This is a genomic window from Zoogloea sp. (assembly GCF_017302315.1).
GTDB lineage: Bacteria > Pseudomonadota > Gammaproteobacteria > Burkholderiales > Rhodocyclaceae > Zoogloea.
Genome location: NZ_JAFLDT010000045.1, coordinates 17,756 through 34,098, shown reverse-complemented (window position 1 = coordinate 34,098; position 16,343 = coordinate 17,756). Strand labels below are relative to the sequence as shown.

Here is a 16,343-nt window from a genome sequence, read left to right as displayed (position 1 = left end):
CATCGTCAATGACAAGATGCTCGCCTACGGCTACATCCTGACTCACGAGGGCTGTCCCTGTGTCTTCTGGAAGGACTATTTCGTCGAGGACCTGGGCCAGCCGGAGTCGGCGAACGGCATCGCCGCCGCGGCTGTCGGCGATCTGGGAGTGGCCATGGACCAGGTGGTCGGTCGTCACGACCAGGCCCAGGCCCGCCAACTGGCGCGCGGTGCCGTGGACTGGGCGCGCAACGTGCTCGCCGAGGATGCCAGCCGCAGTAACGTGGACCACCTGGGCGAGGCCTGGGCCGTCAAGGTGCCGCCGACGCCGGTGGAAGAAGGCGAAGTCAGCGGCGAGCTGCAGGATCTGTCCGGTCGCATCAATCTCAACAAGCTGGTCCAGATCGACGGCCCCACACTGCAGGAGCGGGACCAGTTCCTGCGTCTGCTGAAGTTGCTTGGGGTGGGAGACTCCGAAGCCCTGGATCTCACCAACGCCCTGATCGACTGGCTCGACCGGAACGACAGCCCCACCCTGCCCGGCGGCGCCGAGTCATCCTGGTACAGCACCCAGCAGCCTCCCCGCAGCCCGGCCAACGGGCCGCTGGCCAGCGTTGGTGAGCTGACCCAGGTGCGCGGCTTCAGCCCCGCCCTGGTTGCTCGTCTGACTCCCTTCGTGGCCGCCCTTCCGGGCAGCGACAGCCTGATCAATGTGAACACGGCACCGCCGGAGGTACTGGCGGCTGCCATTGCCGATCTGCCCCTGGACACCGCCCGCATCCTGGCCGTCGAACGCAGCCGGGCCTGGTTTACCAGCGTAGCCAGCGTTGACGCCTGGCTCGAGAACCGCAACCTCCCTACCAACACCACCAGGCTGGACGTCCAGAGCCGTCACTTCCTGGCCACCGGTCGCGCCCGTTTCGGCGTTTCCATGGTGCGCATGGAGGTCCTCCTGTATCGCCCCACGGGCCAGAAATGGTCCACCATCGTTTGGCAGAAACTGCTATGACCCGCCTCCTCCTTGCCATCGACGAACACTGGCCGACCCGCCCCGAATGCGCCTGGGTGCTTCTCGGGCCCGACGGCCAGCCCCTCTCCGAAGGGCACTCCGCTCCCCGCCACTGGCCGGCCGCCGACGAATGCGCCGTTGTACTGACCGGGGCCCAATGCCTGTGGCTGGATGTGCTGCTGCCCCGCGGCGCCCGCCGTGATCTGCCGCGCCTCTTGAGCTACGCCCTCGAAGACCGGCTGCTGAAGGACCCGGACACCCAGCACCTCACCCTCAGCCACCGCCGCTCCGCCGATGACGGGGAGCGCGACGTGGCCGGCGTGCTGGTCATCTCCCGGGAGCGCCTGCGCAGCCTAGTGGCCCAGTTCGCGGCCATCGGGCGGGTACCCCGCCGGATCGTGGCCGAGCTGCAGACCGCCCCGGCCGACGACGCCGGCTGGCATCTCAGCCTGTCCGCCGAGGGCGCCATCCTGCGCACCGACACGGGGGCCGGGCTGGCCCTTGACCGGGACATCCTGATTCCACTGCTGGCTGCGCAGGCCGTCAGCGCCCGGGCAGCCAACGCGGCCCCTGCCCAGATCGACCTGCACACCGCCCCGGGGAGCCCGGCCCTCGACCTCGCTGCCGCGGCCACCGAAAGTGGCCTTAGTCTGCGCCCCGCCGCGCCCTACCTGTGGTGGCAGGGAAACGAGCGCCAGGCCGCCAACCTGCTCCACGGTGAGTTCGCCGGCCACGACCAGGGTGCGGCGTGGATCGGCCGACTGCGTGCGCCCGCCCTGCTGGCCACGGCAGCAGTGGGCCTCTGGCTGGCCACCAACGTGGGTGAGGTGCTGTGGCAGCGACATGTTCTGGGCGGTTTCGAATCGCGTATCGAACGGGTCTATCGCAGCGCCTTCCCCAATACACCGGTGGTCGCCCCTGCCGCCCAGATGCGGCAACAACTGAACGGCGAACGGGCCCGCCACGGCCTTCTCCGCGATGACGACGCCCTGGCCCTGCTGTCCCAGGCCGCAGAGGCCCTGGGCACCGACGCAGCCGACGGCATCGCCGCCCTGCGTTTCGAGGAAGGCCGCCTCGACCTGACCCTGAGCGGCCCCGCCGCCGCCCGTGCCGAAGCCCTTGTCGGGCTGCTGGCCAGCCGTGGTCTGCTCGCCAACCTGCGTCAGGAAGGCAGCGCCACACACCTGCTGCTGCGCCAGGAGAATCTACAATGAGCACCCCCCGCAAAGCCATATCCGGCCCGATCGCCGCTCTCCACAGCCGCTGGCAGGCCATCAGTCAGCGGGAGCAGCGTCTGGTGCTGATCGCCGCCACTGTCGTGGCAATTGGTGCTGCCGTCAGCCTGCTCGACTGGAGCCGCGCGGAAGGGCAACGCCTGGCACGCAGGCTGCCTCGCGCCGAAGCCAGCCTGAACCAGGTCCAGGAGGCCGCCACCGAGATCAGCCGCCTGCGCGCCGCGCCCCAAACCGCCCGACCCGACGGCCCCGCCCTGCTTGCAGCGGTTCAGGCGTCGGCGAAGAGCCGCGGTCTGGAGATTGGCGTACAGGGCGGCGGCGAAGGCCTGCACCTGAAGGGACAGGCCCCCTTCGATGCATTGGTGGCCTGGCTTGCCACCCTCCAGAAAGACCAGGGCCTGCGCGTGCTGCGGATGGAGATCCAGCGCCAGGGCAGCCTGGCCAGCGTGGATGCGGTGCTGGCCAGCCCGACAAGCCCCTGAGCGGCGATGCTGAGAAAGCTGCTTCTCCTGCTGGCCATGGGCCTGGGCTTTGTGGTGGTCAAGGCCCCGGCCAGCCTGGTGGATGGTTTGCTGGCCCACTTCACCGCCGAGGGTCTGCGTCTGCAACGCGCCGAAGGCACCTTGTGGCAGGGCCGTGGCATCCTGGCGAGCCGTGACGCAAGCGGTCGTAGCCTGTCGCCCTGGTTGCCCGTAGCCTGGGATTTTGACATGGGTGCCCTCACACGGCTCGCGGCGGCTTGGACCTTCTCCAGCAGTGGCACGCCGATCGGACGCATCGAGGCCGGCATCTCGGGGCTGGATGTGACCGAGCTGACGCTCCACGCCCCCGCCGACGCCGCCCTCATGCCGATCCCCAACCCGGTTGCCCGGGCTGGCTGGCAAGGTGACCTGAGCATAACGGCCCCGGTCTGGCACTGCACCCTCACCGGCACCTGCAGCGGTGAAGCCCGCTTGCTATGGCGCGGCGCCCGCGCTGCGCTCTTCCCCGGGCGCCGGTTCGGCGACTACGAGATTCAGCTCACGGCCAGGGAAGGACGCTTCCGCTACACGCTGCGCACCCTTGCCGGCGACGTGATTGCCAACGGCAGCGGCGAGGCTGCACCAGGCCGCACGCCCAGCTTCAAAGGCAGCATCAAGGGAGAACCCGAGTTCCTCAATCGTCTGCCGTCGATCGCCGCCGGTGCCGCCCGGCCCACCGGCCAGCCTGGTCAGTTCGAAATCCAGTGGCCGCCCCACTGACAAACTTCCTTTCATCCCCCGGCTGATTCCGCCAGAATGTCAGATTAATTCCACCTCTCATCGCATCCAGGTTATTCGTCCATGAATCCGATCCAAGCCGCTCGCGCTGCCGGCCAGCAAATCTGGCTCGACAACCTTTCCCGTTCCCTGATCAATGAAGGTCACCTTGCCCGGCATATCGAGCAGGGCGTGGCCGGCGTGACCACCAACCCGGCGATCTTCCACAAGGCCATCGCCGAGGGAAAAGACTACCGCCCGGCACTGGACGCCATGCGCGGCGAGAACCTGAGCGCCGAGCAGCGCTACGAACGCCTGGTCATTGAAGACGTCCAGCGCGCCTGCGACGTGATCCGGCCGGTATTCGATGCCAGCCAGGGCGACGCCGGCTACGTGAGCCTCGAAGTCTCGCCGGCCCTCGCCGACGATGAAGCCGGCACCGCCGCCGCCGCCCGCCGCCTGCGCGCCGCCGTGGCCCGGGACAACCTGCTGGTGAAGATCCCCGCCACCGCGGCCGGCATCCGGGCCATTGAGACCCTGACCGGCGAAGGACTCAGCCTCAACGTCACCCTGATGTTTTCCCTTGCCCATGTGGATGCCGTGGCCGGCGCCTACCAGCGTGGCCTGGAAGCCCTGGCCGCCAGGGGTGGTGATGTGAGCAGGGTGCGTTCGGTCGCCAGCGTGTTCCTGTCCCGCTGGGAAACCCTGGTGGACAAACTGCTCGAGGACATGGGCAGTGACGCCGCCCTGGCCCTGCGCGGCAAGGCTGGCGTTGCCCTCGCCCGTCAGGCCTATCAGCACTACCTGGCCCGCTTCCATGGCGCCGGTTTTGCCGCCCTCGCCGCCCGTGGCGCACGCCCCCAGAGCATGCTGTGGGCCAGCACCGGCACCAAGAACCCGGCCTACCCCGACCTGATGTACGTCGAACCCCTCATCGGACCGGAAACCGTCAACACCCTGCCCGACGCCACCCTGGCGGCCTTTGTCGACCACGGCCAGGTCACGGGCAACAGCATCGGTGCGGAAGTGGAGGCCTCGGCAGCCCACATCGCAGCGCTTGGCAAGCTGGGGATTGATCTCGATGTACTGGGCGAGCGGCTCCAGCAGGAAGGCCTGGCCCAATTTGCCAGCGCCTTCGGCAAGCTGCTCGAGCTCACGGCCTGATTGATCACGGTTGCCCCTACGCCGGAATGGAGGGGGCAACAAACACTGCCCCATCCCCGATCTGATCGTCAGCTAAAAATGCAAAAGGCCAACCTCTGAGGGTTGGCCTTTTGCATTTTGTTTCGGTTGGTGCCGCTGACCGGAATCGAACTGGTGACCTTCGCATTACGAATGCGCTGCTCTACCGACTGAGCTACAGCGGCTAACAACAGCCCGCTATTCTACATGCGCCCCTCTCCTCATGCAACCATGACCGAGGAGAGACCACCAACCTACTGCCCGATGATCCGCCAATTGAGAACACGGGGATCGCTGGTGCCACCAACCTGACTGCCCACAAATCCCGGCCCACCCGCTTTTCCGTCAGAACCCAGCAAACGGATCGAAGAACCATAACGAACCAGCTTGGAACCTACCAAGCCAGAGCTCTGGGTCACAAAGGCAATCGGCACCCTGACGTTGTTCACGATCTGGGCAAACGTCGTCTTGGCTGAGCCATATTTGACAGCATAGGCCGCACTCTCGCCGCCGGGGTTGCACTTGTCCTGGTTCATCAGGGTACCGATCCAGGACACGACCCCTTCGTTGACTTGCGGATTAATCACCACCTGCTCGGCTAGGGTGCCCCGGAGGCCGGTCAGGTCATAGAACCAGCCCATCGGCTTGGACGAATCCTGCACGACACCTTCGATCAGGCTATTCACCTGCACCATGTTGCTCCGCTTCACCGGGAAGGTCACCCCGCTCGGAAGGGGGTTGGCAGCACCCGTAGCCGACGAATAGGGATCCGACGCCGTGCCATCCCGCAGAGCGTAGAAGGTCTGTTGCTGCGTGTTGTTCCGGTCGTTGGTGTGCAAGAGCTTGCCTGTTCCGACAAACAGGTAACGGACCAGATCAGGCCCCGGATCAACCCGAGGTTCGGTTGTGACTGGCTGGGCCTTACCCAGCGAATCCCGCAGGTGGAGAATCGGCGTGGTCGGGTTGGGGACGTCGCTGGTGGCGCTGGAGAAGTCAAAACGCCACATGTTACCCAGCAGGTCGCCCGCATAGACATAGTCAACGGTCATGTCCCCGTAGTCCAGAACATACCCGGTCATATGGGCGAGCCCCGCGGGATTTGCTGCAGTGCCCTCGCTGGTGTAAATCTTCTGCAAAAGGGTACCGGTCTTGGGATCAAGCACAAACAGCACGCCTTTGCCCGGAACACTGGTCTTGCTCGTCCCCAGGATGTTGTTGTAGCCGCCGGCAATGATGACCACCCAACCCCACTTGCGGGTCTTGATAATGCTGGCGCGGCCATAGCTGAAGCCCATGTCCTCGTGGGTGAACTCCCAAAGTACCTTGCCGGCGATGTCTGTTTCGGTCGCCGAGGCCGTCGGGGTGTCGGTGATATCCAGGGCAACGTAACTTCTACCACCCTTGCCCAACCCAAAAACCAGCAAGGTTCTCCAGTCGTGGGAGGCCGCGTTTGACTCTATCGTCCCGCCGGCCCGTTTGAAGTCCACATCCCGGGAGAAGGGCGTTGCGTTCACGTAGTAACGGTGTAGATAGGACTTGTCGCTCAGCGCCCTAAGGCCGCTCTCTCCAGGTTTTTCGTCTGGGCCAAGAAAAGCTGCGTTGGGAACCACGGCAAACAGCTCCTTGCCCCCCGACGCCACCAATTGCGCATCGAAAGCATGGAACATCCCGTCATTGGCACCCACGTAGACCACCGGTTTGCGCGACGCCTTGTTGGCCTTGAATGTGGAGTAACCCGGGTTGTAGGCATCCGAATAGTCCTGGTTCGGCGGGCCGACGTAAAGGGCACCGGAATCCACGATGTCACCGAGTGCCGACGCCCGGTAACGATAAGCCTTGCGTGCAGTGAGGGTGGATTGGTTGGTGGTATCACCCCGGAGGTAGTTCAGCACGTTTCCCTGTTCTGAAGAGGAGCCCAGGGCGGTCTTCTGGGCCTCAGACAGATTGGCTAGCCGGAAGGGAACACCTTTGAGAGTGCCGTCCTTGGGCGTCAAGGTCACCACCTTGCGAGTCGAGTCCCAACCGGAACCACTCACCATTGAATCAAGTTTTGCGGCGGCGCTCCAGACTTGGGACGTATTGATGTCACCGGTAGCAACATCAATCGAGTCTATCTTCAGGCCTTTGAGATCACCGGACCAATACAGGGAGCTATAGGTAGTCTGGAAGAAGCCATCCGCAGCCAGGCTGTCGGAAATCACCGACCCCGTCGCACCCACGCCGCTTCCCGAGGCAATCAAGGAGTTGATCTGATTGAAGGCCGAATTCAAACCGGACAGAAGGCGATCCGGATCGGATGCCGGAAAGTAGGTATCCGGGAGCGCAGTGCCCTTGTAGGTCTGTCCAAGCGCATCCCACTCGCCGGCATCAGGGACGCCGTCGCCATCCTTGTCGGTAAAGCCACCGTACTTAGCCGCCTTGAAGTACTGATTGTTGGCCGCCATGGTGGAATACTCCAGGGCATCCACCCAAAAGGTCTTGATACGGGATTCGGGAAAGTCTGAGCGCAATGATGCGGTGTTGGCGGCATAGGCCATGCCGGAAATGTAGTCATTGGACAAGTTGTAGCCGGTGATCTTCTTCGTCCAGTCCTTGACGGTCAGGCCGGCAAAACGCTCCCCTGCGACCAGGGAGTCCATGGTGTAGCCACTCCCCGAAAGGTTGTTGTCGCACTGGTCACCGCAGGTGTTGGTATCTCCAATGCCGATGATGAACTGCTTCTGGCAACTTCCCCCATGGGATGCAGGCAGGACAGGATCAAGCCAGTTGGTGATGACGGGAAAGTCATCCTTGATTTCCACCCGCTGGGTAGTTGTTACACCGGACGGTATCACCGAATAACTCGGCACATGCCCGATTCCGGACGGACCCAACAGGTAGCGCAAGGCAACAGCGTACATTTCGCTCACGTTGTCATAGCGCTTGTAGCTCTTGGCCTTGTAACCGAACAAGTTCAGGTAGTTGATCGCGCCAGTCCGGGAAACCTCTCCATCCCCTCCCCGGTCGGAGGGGAAAGGGTCAGAAAGGAAAGCGCCGGTCTCAAGGATTTCATCCCTTGTGTCACGGATCTGGGCCTTCAGAACGCCACCATCCCACGCCTTCAACTGCGTATCTGAGCCATAAGTCTGGTTGTTCAGGTTGTGATAACCCACCGCGCCAAAACGCATCCGCTCGATGTTCTTCTGGATCAGGCCCACCGGCTTATAAACGCGCTTGGTCTTGGCCTCATTCTCGTATTTCTGGCAATACGATTGATCGGCGTACTCGTGCTTTGTCGTGTCGTTGCCCCGACACACCTGCACCCGGACCTGATAGCTCCCCGCGCTGATTCCACCCGAAGAATCGTTGTCACTGAAGGTGAACTCGATATTGATCCCCTTGTTGAATACGGTACCCACCAGGTTCTTCGTTCCGTTAGGGGCAATGGGTGTGTATTGCGATATGTAGGCTGACTTCAGGGATTTATCCGGGAAGTTGCTCTTTCCCCCCTGCCCATTCGACCAGGCCTTTTTTAGAATGGTGTGTCCCGTAGGACTGCCGGCAGAAAAATCCGACGGCAGATCCTCGTCTCGCGCGCCGCCCGTCATCCCCCAGCGAAACAGATCAATAACGTGCATCGTCGCCCAGTTGAGGTAATTTCCAGACCACTCGCCGGAACAGGTGTAGTTGGCCCCCTGGGCGTTGTCCGAGGTGTAGAAGTAGCCGCTGGTACTCGAACCGGTGTAGATGTAACAACGGGTGGGATCGAAGTAGCCCAGATACTTTCTGGAGGGCTCAAAATAGGGGTCGGAGGTCGAATTGGCCGGCAGCGCAGGAATACCGCTCGTCCCACCGATGCTGAAGTTGGCATGGCTCTGGGCCGTGGGGAACTCCACCGACAGCGCCAGCATCACGTTGGCCGGCACCCCCTCATTACTGGCGGTCATGGGCACGTCGGCCAACGCGGTCTCGGCGGAATGGACCACCGGCAGCATTGCGTGCCATGCCGCTACCGCAACAATCAACTGCCTGGAAAAGAACTTCCAGCGAGGGGACAACACCTCGGACCGGGTCGTGGATGCGTTCATTTCGTCATATCCCCAGAAGGTATTCAATATCACTCACCCAGGAAAGTCACATTCCACTGGACATAGGTCTGGCTATTGCGCACGCCATCCGTGCGTACCGTGACCCGATAGACCGGCGAGGCCGTCGAGCCCGGCTTGTCTGCCCACTTGTCCCCCCCAAGCGGTGATTCGGTGGAGAGCACGCAGGTCACCTTGCTGGACGGGCCATAGGTTTCACACATGCGCTCGATCAGGAAGCGCATTTCATTTCCGTTGGCCTTGACTGGCGCGATCTTGAATTTTGCGTCGAACTGGGTCTTGTTCTTGATGATCAGGGGAATCCCGTTTTCATCCGTCTCCAGGATGCGTGGATAAAAGTTCAGCTTCGCCCATTCCCCGGCGGCCGTGCATGCAGTGCCGGTAGCTGCTGGTGGCGGGCAACCGGCGACAGAATCCTGATACTTCTGGAAATTTGCCGACTTCATGGCTTCGAAAGCCTTGTTGAGGCCCCCGCCGGCGCTGTTGATCGAATCACGCTTGAAACCGATGTTCCCGGACAGCAGGGCCGAGGTGTCGACAGAGTTCAGCAAGGACACCGAGCCGAGCATCATGACGACCAGCACCACCAGCACCACGGCAAGCACCACGCCGCGTTGCCGTCCAGAACCAAGGTGTCGCATTTTCGAGGACATTCGGGATCCACACGCAAATCAGATATTCGGGGGTGTTCTCATGTTCCGGAGCGGAATCACCCATTCGTAAGCCTGGTACTGGTAACGCTGCTCATCGGAGGTCAAGGTCCGGCTGAATTGCCGGGCAGACGCCAGATCCTGGAACAGCTTGATGCTCGTCATGGGGGCATCGCTGGCGATCGGTTGCGATGAGCGCACCACCATCGCAATGCGGATCGCCTTGACATACCCAATGCGCTGCTGGGTCGCCAACTTGCCATCCATCAGGTCGGCCAGAGTCCATCCCGACTCTGAGGGGGACACCCATTCATCAACCGCGTTGTCGTTGATATCACCACCAACACCGTTATCAAGCCCGTAGCGGGCCTTGATCAGGAAGATGTTCTCCCCGACCACCTGAGTGTCAAAGCGCTTGAGCAGATCGTACTGGAGCAATTCGCTGTCACTATTGACTCCCAGCATCGTGAAATTCGGATTGTCCCTGAGCCCAAGATGGAAAGCGGCCGGCGACTTCTCGTAAATGGAAGACTCAATCGTTCCGTAAGTCAGGGTATTCAAGGGAACCAGCTTGCTGAATGTGGCAACCTTAAGGCCCAAGGAGGCATCGGCCGTCATCACGGGCGCGGTCATGGTCTTCGCCGCCTGCACAACCCGGCAGTCGCCCGGATCGTCGGCAATCTTGCGCGGCACCGCAAGAAGCAGATCGTAAGCGGCCGCCGCGGCGGACGTTTTCAGAATCATCCCGATCGTCGGTGTCTGCACCACCATGGAATCGCCGGTAGCGGACGAAAAGGCCAGGCCCTTGTTGCCCGAAGCGGAGTCTCCCGCCATCGTGATGATCACATCCGACTTGTCCCCGCCATCAATGATGGCCGCCGGTACTGCTCGCAGGGTCTGGGGCACGGAGGCAAAGGGACTGGGATAGGCCGACGCACTGGGGAGCACCACATTGCCGGAAAAACTGGCGAGGAGCCTGCACCCCCATACCCACTGCCCTCCGCGCGCAAGCCCGGAACCGCCCTCCTGGATGATCAGATCAAGCCGCTGCGCAGCGATTGCCGCCGACTGCAGTGCATCTCCCGACCCGGAGATATTTCGACGATAGGCCTCACTCGACGAAAAGCTCTGCATGATCACCAGACTCGCGATCAGGCCAATGACCATGCCCACCATCATCTCGACGATGCTCAGGCCGGCCTGACGCCGACGAGGCTCAAAACAGCATTGCTTGGGTGACATAGACTCCGTGCTCCAGCTTCTTTCTGTCCGCGGCCACGCCAGAGCCGCCACTGTTCGGCAGATCCCACTCAATCGTCACCGTGACCACAAAGGTATCAATGGCTTTGCCGTTTTCCACGACCACCTCGGCCTTGGGGTTGGGCAGCTTGCTCCCATTGGTCACGCGCTGGGTAAACCAGGCATGGGTCGATGCACCTCCCCCACCTGGCGACTTATAGGCATACTCCGCCACCACGACGGCGCGCTTGTCCACGGACATCTTGGAAATCAACTCGTCTGCAAGGATGGCAGCCTCGGTGCGGAAACGGCTGTCAGTGGCAATCCGGGTGGACGCGGCCTGAAAGCCGATCATCCCGAGCAAGCCCAATGAAAAGATGAGCAAAGCCACCAGCGCCTCGAGCAGGACATAGCCACGTTCACCGCGGACTCTCATGACATCTCCTAAGCGGCCGGACAATCGGAAGCGGACAGCATGGGCTGACAGGCCCGCGGGTCACCGCTGGCCTTCGACGGATCACACATCTTGACCGCACCACCCGGCGTTACAAATACGCAATAGGCCACTGCCGCACTGGTCCGGGAAACCCTGAAAATCTGCTTCCCACCTACGGGCGCACTGGTCAGGTCCAGAACCCGACCCGACCCATTGAAGCGCACACCGGCCGGGCCCTGGTAAGTCACGCCCTCTGCCATCTGGCTCGTGGTGGAGCCATTCACGTAGCGGTTCGCTGCCGTGCTGTCGACCATCCGGATGGCCCAGTTCAGCCCATCTGCCTTTGCAACCAGGCTACTGACGGAGGCCGCGCTCGGGCTTCCGTCGGTAAGCATGAAGTCAACTTCACCATTGCGCCGGATGGCTTCCCCTTCGGCCTGACGGAGGGCATTCTGAATGAGCTCCGCAGCAGAGCCGACGGAATTGTTGCGGATGACCTGGGTGAAGGATGGCAATGCCACGGAAATCAGGATGGCACCGACAACCATGACGATCATCAGTTCGAGAACGGTGAAGCCCTTCTGGGCCGGACGGAATGCGCTCAGCACGATGTCTGACTCTTGCTCATCAACCAGCAGCTACCGCTGGCCTTGGGTGTAGCCGAAGCCTTTTCACCACTTTCGTTGATGGAATACCAGTAGCCGCCGGTACCCTTGGCGGTATCACCGGTTATCTTCAGCGTGAAACTGGTGTCGGTGCAGGCTGGCGAGTGGGCGACCGTGAAAGGGATGTCCACGAAATAGGGACTCATGTCGGGGCAATTGCCATCAGGCTTGTAGGTCCGCCGGGAGTTGTACACCTGCTCCATCCGCACCTTGGCCTCGGACAAGGCCTCAACCCCCTGGGCGATTCTGCCGCGGGCGATATGATCCATGTAGGCCGGGATGGCGATCGCTGCCAGGATTCCGATGATCACCACCGCTATCAGCAACTCGATCAACGAAAAGCCGCGCGCTTTGTTCATAGTTTTTTCCTCCGATGCTTCATCGTCCCGCCGCCCCCTGTCAAATGCGAGCGTTCGGCGACAAGCGGAGTCTTCCCCCAGACCGGCGGCACAAGAAGGCACAGGCCACCGGGCCTATCCTTCAACAGGGCCTCAGCAGGGCCCTGACCCGACTCCGACACCATGATGCCCCGCCCCGCCCCCGGACAATCCCTCCCGATCGCAGCGGGTCTTTCCATCGCCCTGCACCTCGCTGCCCTGATCACCTGGCCGCAAGATCCCGGTCCGGGCGGCAGCAACAGCATGACCAGACAACTGAACGTGCGACTGATACCCTCCCCGCCCACGGGCGAGGCCACACCTCGCCCGACGCAACGAGCGTACCTCATCCCCACAAGCCCATCACGAGAACGGACAACAGCACGCACCCCGGCACCGGCACGGCCGGCTGCCCCGCCGCCCGACGCAGATCCGCAGCCCTTGCCCGTATTTCCGGTCGAGGCCCTTACCCGTCTCCCGACCCTTCTCACCGAGATCGCCCCCGATGACTGGCCCTCCCTGCCCGGCGCACCGTCCGGCCGCTTCCGGATAGAGGCCGACATAGGGCCGGATGGCCGGGTGATGCACGTCAATCTGCTGTGCGAACAGGAAATGCGCGAGGTGGCCGCAGCCTATGCGGGAACAATCATGGGCTGGCGCTTCACCCCTGCGGAAATCCTGGGGCACCAGGTCTCCAGCCGCATTCACATCGAGTTCGAAATCGGGTCACCGGAGAGTGAAGGCTTCACCGCCACCCCTGTGCCACTTCAAGCACCACCGCGCCAGTAATCCGGCCGCCCGAAGCAGCCCCGCAGATGGTCGATCAGCAAGCGCACCCGCAAGGGCAGGCGACGGTTCTGCGGAAACAGGGCGTAAATCCCCGTGGGTGGCGCGGCAAACGAATCCAGCACCGACACCAGCGCACCCGAAGCGAGATCCCGCTCAACCTCCCACATGGAGCGCCACGCCATCCCGATGCCGCCCAGCGCCCATTCATGCAATACCGTTCCATCATTGCACTCGAAGCGCCCCGAGACCTTGATCGTCCGAGTCTTGCCGGGCGTCTCAGGATCGGCAAAGACCCAGCCGCGCTGGGGATCGAGGGACAGGCAGTCGTGCTGCGTCAGATCGTCGGGCGTCGCGGGCATGCCGCAGCGCGCCAGATACTCGGGGCTTGCCACCACCACCCGCCGGTTGTCGGCCAGGCGCACGGAAACGAGGCTGGAGTCACTCAACTCGCCGATGCGGATGGCGCAATCCACCCCTTCGTTCACCAGATCGACGAGTCTGTCGCTCAGATCCAGACTGCAGCTAACGTCCGCATGGGTGCGCAGAAAATCCCGGATCAGGGGCGCCACGTGGCGCCGCCCGAATCCGGCCGGTGCCGACACCTTGATATGCCCGCTGGCCTTGACCCCCCCCAGGCTGACAGACGCCTCCGCGTTGGCCAGGTCATTGAGAATGCGCTGACAGTCCTCAAGAAAAGCACTGCCCTCAAAGGTCAGACTCAGCTTGCGGGTCGTCCGCAGCAGGAGCTTCACTCCCAGACGCTCCTCAAGGGCGTCGACACGCCGCCCCATCATCGCGGGCGTCACCCCATCGGCCCGGGCAGCAGCCGAAAGGCTGCCCTTGGCGGCCACACTGACAAAGGCTTCGATTTCCTTGAAATTGCTCACTTGATACTTTTAGTAAAAAATCATTTGATTTTATTATGGCTTCTTTTTTCTTTAGTCGTTGAATAAACTTCAGCACATCAAGGTGGAGGAGACAGGATCCCGAGAGGTGCCACCCGGTCACGAGCCGGGCAGAAGCACCTCCGAGGAGCCAACCACAACCCCAAGTTCAAGCACAAGGTCACCGAGCATGGCTCACCCGCCCCGCATCCAGGCTGTCGCGTTCGATGCCTTCGGCACGCTCTTCGACGTGTACTCGGTCGGCCTGCTGGCCGAGCAGCTCTACCCCGGCAAAGGCGTCGCCCTGGCAGACCTGTGGCGCAGCAAGCAGATCGAATACAGTTTCATCCGCAGCCTGTCCGGCCGCTACAAGCCCTTTTGGGAGATCACCCGGGATGGGCTGCGCTTTGCGGCAGCCAAACTGGGGCTTGAACTGGACACGGTGCGCTGCAATCAATTGATGAACCAGTACGCCTGCCTATCCCCCTTCCCGGAAAATCTTGGCGCCCTCCAGGCCCTCAAGGACGCAAACGTCCCCACCGCGATCCTCTCCAACGGTACGCCGGAGATGCTTGAGGTGGCCATCAAGAGTGCGGGCATGCACGGTCTTTTCGACCACGTGCTGTCGGTGGATGCCGTGCGCAAATACAAGACCAGTGCCGAAGCCTACGCGCTCGCACCGGCAGCCTTCGAATGCCCTGCCGAGCGTATCCTGTTTGTTTCTTCCAATGGCTGGGATGCCGCCGGCGCGGGCTGGTTCGGCTTCCAGACATTCTGGATCAACCGCAGCGGTCAACCCCTGGAACAACTGGACGTACCCCCCACCGTCCAGGGCAGCCTGCTCACCGACGTTGTCGATTTTGTGGCGCGCCAGCGCGCCTGAACCCTCACCTGAACCCCTTCGTTTTGCAACCTTCCCCCACAGGAGCCACCATGAGCCTCACCCTCCCCGCCGGCATGCAGATCAACGCCCCGCTTCAACCGGGCTACGAAACCATCCTCACCCCGGAAGCCCTCGAGTTCGTCGCCAAGCTGCACCGCGCCTTCGAGCCCCGTCGCCAGGAACTGCTGAAGGCCCGAGTCGAGCGCCAGGCCCGTATCGACGCCGGCGAAATGCCCGATTTCCTGCCCGAGACCAAGCACATCCGCGAAGGCGACTGGAAGGTTGCCCCGCTGCCCAAGGCGCTCGAACGTCGTCGCACCGAGATCACCGGCCCGGTCGAGGCCAAGATGATCATCAACGCCTACAACTCGGGCGCTGACTCCTACATGACCGACTTCGAGGACTCCAACAGCCCGAAGTGGGACAACCAGATCCAGGGTCAGGTCAACATCTACAAGGCCATCCGCCGCGAACTCTCGTTCAAGAACGAAGCCGGCAAGGAATACAAGCTCAACGACAAGATCGCCACCCTGCAGATCCGCCCCCGCGGCTGGCATCTGGACGAGAAGCACGTCACCGTTGATGGTCAGCGCGTCTCCGGCGGCATCTTCGACTTCGGCCTGGTCTTCTTTCACAACGCCAAGGAACAGATCGCCCGCGGCGCCGGCCCCTTCTTCTACCTACCGAAGATGGAGAGCCACCTGGAAGCCCGCCTGTGGAACGACATCTTCGTGATGGCCCAGGATCACATCGGCCTGCCCCAGGGCACCATCAAGGCCACCGTGCTGATCGAAACCATTCTTGCCACGTTCGAGATGGAAGAAATCCTGTACGAACTGCGCAACCACTCCGCCGGCCTCAACGCCGGGCGCTGGGACTACATCTTCTCGTGCATCAAGAAGTTCAAGAAGAACAAGGACTTCTGCCTTGCCCAGCGCAGCGCCATCACCATGGAAGTGCCCTTCATGCGCGGCTACGCCCTGGCCCTTGTCCAGGCTTGCCACAAGCGCGGCGCCCCGGCCATGGGCGGCATGTCGGCCCTGATCCCGATCAAGAACGACGCAGAAGCCAACGAGAAGGCCCTGGCCGGCATCCGTCACGACAAGACCCGCGACGCCAACGACGGTTTCGACGGCGGCTGGGTGGCTCACCCGGGCCTCGTCGCCATCGCCGCCGAAGAGTTCCAGAAGGTCCTCGGTGAAAAGCCCAACCAGTGGGAAAAGCAGGTGGAAGGCAAGTTCGGCCCGGAGCAGTGGCTGGATTTCCGCCCCACCACCCCGATCACCGAAGCCGGCCTGCGCAACAACATCAACGTGGGCATCCACTACCTGGGCTCCTGGCTGGCCGGCAACGGCTGCGTGCCCATCCACAACCTGATGGAAGATGCGGCCACCGCCGAAATCTCCCGCTCCCAGGTGTGGCAGTGGGTCGTGTCGCCCAAGGGCATCCTGGATGACGGCCGCAAGGTCACCGTCGAGATGGTGCGTCCGATGATCGCCGAGGAGCTCGCCAAGGTGAAGGCCACCGTCACCGCCCAGGGCGAGGACACCGCCAGCTACGACCAAGCCTCCGAGATCTTCGACAAGATGTCCCTGACCCCGGAATACCCGGAATTCCTGACCCTGCCGCTGTACGAGGCGATGGATTAACACTGCCCAGGCCCGGCAAAGCGGGACATCGGAACGGCACCCT

Annotated in this window: 15 protein-coding genes and 1 tRNA gene; 8 read left to right on the top strand and 8 right to left on the bottom strand. The window is 62.6% G+C overall.

Annotated features, from left to right (window positions below):
* The 5 genes from gspK to tal all read left to right on the top strand — a co-directional run.
* The coding region (gspK, locus tag J0L98_RS13855) for a type II secretion system minor pseudopilin GspK (protein WP_296412358.1) at positions 1 to 988 on the top strand (988 nt) is incomplete at its 5' end.
* Positions 985 to 2,202, top strand: a complete 1,218-nt coding sequence (gene gspL / locus J0L98_RS13850) for a type II secretion system protein GspL (protein WP_296412357.1) — start codon at positions 985 to 987, stop codon at positions 2,200 to 2,202. The genes gspK and gspL, both read left to right, overlap by 4 nt.
* The gene (gene gspM, locus J0L98_RS13845) at positions 2,199 to 2,705 is read left to right on the top strand and encodes a type II secretion system protein GspM (protein WP_296412356.1); all 507 of its coding nucleotides are present in this window, start codon (positions 2,199 to 2,201) and stop codon (positions 2,703 to 2,705) included. The genes gspL and gspM overlap by 4 nt, the downstream gene beginning before the upstream one ends.
* 6 nt (positions 2,706 to 2,711) lie before the next feature.
* Positions 2,712 to 3,464 carry a type II secretion system protein N gene (gspN, locus tag J0L98_RS13840; RefSeq protein ID WP_296412355.1) on the top strand — a complete coding sequence of 251 codons (753 nt, stop codon included), beginning with the start codon at positions 2,712 to 2,714 and terminating at the stop codon, positions 3,462 to 3,464.
* Between the two features lie 81 nt (positions 3,465 to 3,545).
* A complete protein-coding gene (gene tal / locus J0L98_RS13835) occupies positions 3,546 to 4,625 on the top strand; it encodes a transaldolase (protein ID WP_296412354.1) in 1,080 nt (359 codons plus the stop codon).
* A gap of 127 nt (positions 4,626 to 4,752) precedes the next feature.
* Here the strand turns inward: tal and J0L98_RS13830 are convergent.
* The 7 genes from J0L98_RS13830 to J0L98_RS13800 all read right to left on the bottom strand — a co-directional run bounded on the left by J0L98_RS13830 (position 4,753) and on the right by J0L98_RS13800 (position 12,077).
* Positions 4,753 to 4,828 (bottom strand) — tRNA-Thr (locus J0L98_RS13830).
* 69 nt (positions 4,829 to 4,897) lie between these two features.
* Positions 4,898 to 8,710: a PilC/PilY family type IV pilus protein gene (locus J0L98_RS13825; protein ID WP_296412353.1), complete on the bottom strand. Its 3,813-nt coding sequence runs from the start codon at positions 8,708 to 8,710 to the stop codon at positions 4,898 to 4,900.
* 29 nt (positions 8,711 to 8,739) lie between these two features.
* Positions 8,740 to 9,369: a hypothetical protein gene (locus J0L98_RS13820; RefSeq protein ID WP_296412352.1), complete on the bottom strand. Its 630-nt coding sequence runs from the start codon at positions 9,367 to 9,369 to the stop codon at positions 8,740 to 8,742.
* Between the two features lie 30 nt (positions 9,370 to 9,399).
* Positions 9,400 to 10,620, bottom strand: a complete 1,221-nt coding sequence (locus J0L98_RS13815; RefSeq protein ID WP_296412351.1) for a PilW family protein — start codon at positions 10,618 to 10,620, stop codon at positions 9,400 to 9,402.
* Complete coding sequence (locus tag J0L98_RS13810) at positions 10,595 to 11,053, bottom strand: hypothetical protein (RefSeq protein ID WP_296412350.1); 459 nt, start codon at positions 11,051 to 11,053, stop codon at positions 10,595 to 10,597. Before J0L98_RS13810 ends, J0L98_RS13815 begins: the two co-directional genes overlap by 26 nt.
* An 8-nt stretch (positions 11,054 to 11,061) precedes the next feature.
* The gene (locus J0L98_RS13805; RefSeq protein ID WP_296412349.1) at positions 11,062 to 11,661 is read right to left on the bottom strand and encodes a GspH/FimT family pseudopilin; all 600 of its coding nucleotides are present in this window, start codon (positions 11,659 to 11,661) and stop codon (positions 11,062 to 11,064) included.
* Positions 11,655 to 12,077, bottom strand: a complete 423-nt coding sequence (locus tag J0L98_RS13800) for a prepilin-type N-terminal cleavage/methylation domain-containing protein (protein ID WP_296412348.1) — start codon at positions 12,075 to 12,077, stop codon at positions 11,655 to 11,657. Before J0L98_RS13800 ends, J0L98_RS13805 begins: the two co-directional genes overlap by 7 nt.
* 459 nt (positions 12,078 to 12,536) lie before the next feature.
* Between J0L98_RS13800 and J0L98_RS13795 the strand changes: the two genes are divergently transcribed.
* Positions 12,537 to 12,884 (top strand): hypothetical protein, encoded by a 348-nt coding sequence (locus J0L98_RS13795; RefSeq protein WP_296412347.1) that lies wholly within the window; start codon positions 12,537 to 12,539, stop codon positions 12,882 to 12,884.
* On the opposite strand, the gene J0L98_RS13790 is transcribed toward J0L98_RS13795, so the two are convergent.
* Positions 12,863 to 13,771, bottom strand: a complete 909-nt coding sequence (locus J0L98_RS13790; protein ID WP_296412346.1) for a LysR family transcriptional regulator — start codon at positions 13,769 to 13,771, stop codon at positions 12,863 to 12,865. The two genes, J0L98_RS13795 and J0L98_RS13790, sit on opposite strands and share 22 nt — an antisense overlap.
* A 187-nt stretch (positions 13,772 to 13,958) precedes the next feature.
* Between J0L98_RS13790 and J0L98_RS13785 the strand changes: the two genes are divergently transcribed.
* Entirely contained in the window at positions 13,959 to 14,651 is a 693-nt protein-coding gene (locus tag J0L98_RS13785; protein ID WP_296412345.1) for a haloacid dehalogenase type II, read from the top strand.
* Between the two features lie 50 nt (positions 14,652 to 14,701).
* Positions 14,702 to 16,300 carry a malate synthase A gene (gene aceB / locus J0L98_RS13780; protein WP_296412344.1) on the top strand — a complete coding sequence of 533 codons (1,599 nt, stop codon included), beginning with the start codon at positions 14,702 to 14,704 and terminating at the stop codon, positions 16,298 to 16,300.
* Positions 16,301 to 16,343 lie beyond the last annotated feature (43 nt).

Coding starts and splice junctions, on each gene's coding strand:
- gspN (WP_296412355.1), top strand. CDS start 2,712: ATGCTGAGAAAGCTGCTTCTCCTGCTGGCCATGGGCCTGGGCTTTGTG.
- J0L98_RS13815 (WP_296412351.1), bottom strand. CDS start 10,620: ATGTCACCCAAGCAATGCTGTTTTGAGCCTCGTCGGCGTCAGGCCGGC.
- J0L98_RS13825 (WP_296412353.1), bottom strand. CDS start 8,710: ATGAACGCATCCACGACCCGGTCCGAGGTGTTGTCCCCTCGCTGGAAG.
- gspL (WP_296412357.1), top strand. CDS start 985: ATGACCCGCCTCCTCCTTGCCATCGACGAACACTGGCCGACCCGCCCC.
- J0L98_RS13785 (WP_296412345.1), top strand. CDS start 13,959: ATGGCTCACCCGCCCCGCATCCAGGCTGTCGCGTTCGATGCCTTCGGC.
- aceB (WP_296412344.1), top strand. CDS start 14,702: ATGAGCCTCACCCTCCCCGCCGGCATGCAGATCAACGCCCCGCTTCAA.
- gspM (WP_296412356.1), top strand. CDS start 2,199: ATGAGCACCCCCCGCAAAGCCATATCCGGCCCGATCGCCGCTCTCCAC.
- J0L98_RS13800 (WP_296412348.1), bottom strand. CDS start 12,077: ATGAACAAAGCGCGCGGCTTTTCGTTGATCGAGTTGCTGATAGCGGTG.
- J0L98_RS13820 (WP_296412352.1), bottom strand. CDS start 9,369: ATGCGACACCTTGGTTCTGGACGGCAACGCGGCGTGGTGCTTGCCGTG.
- tal (WP_296412354.1), top strand. CDS start 3,546: ATGAATCCGATCCAAGCCGCTCGCGCTGCCGGCCAGCAAATCTGGCTC.
- J0L98_RS13810 (WP_296412350.1), bottom strand. CDS start 11,053: ATGAGAGTCCGCGGTGAACGTGGCTATGTCCTGCTCGAGGCGCTGGTG.